Source organism: Pantoea sp. VS1 (genome assembly GCF_002207995.1).
Lineage (GTDB): Bacteria > Pseudomonadota > Gammaproteobacteria > Enterobacterales > Enterobacteriaceae > Pantoea > Pantoea dispersa.
This window is the reverse complement of record NZ_NHZE01000186.1, coordinates 1-301: the sequence shown is the minus strand read 5'-3', so window position 1 is coordinate 301 and position 301 is coordinate 1. Positions and strand designations below refer to the sequence as shown.

Sequence of the window (301 nt, the reverse complement as noted above, 5' to 3'; positions counted from 1 at the left end):
AGGGGTATTTTCATGGTGTGTTTCCGGCGTTATCGGCGTTGAAGATGGCGGGCCAGGACACCTCAGGAAAGGCCTCAAGGCGGATAAGCCCGTCTGTATAGTGCAGGCGGAGCCGCCAGGCCTGCCTGGCGTCCGGCAGGTCAATGCGTACACTGCCGTTGGTGGTGCTGGCGTGAAGCGTGCCGCCGACGGTGACGTCACCGGTTGCGGGGTCGGTGGCCTCGTCCTCGATGCTGTACACGCTGGCGATGCCGTTTTTCTTCACGTAGGCGGCCTCGGTGGCCAGCACCTTCTTCATTTC

At 62.5% G+C, this 301-nt stretch carries 1 protein-coding gene; it reads right to left on the bottom strand.

The window, feature by feature from the left end; translation table 11 throughout:
* Positions 1 to 10: 10 nt before the first annotated feature.
* Positions 11 to 301, bottom strand: a 291-nt coding sequence (locus tag CBW22_RS25815) for a type IV conjugative transfer system protein TraE (RefSeq protein ID WP_217899548.1), incomplete at its 5' end; no start/stop codon positions are given.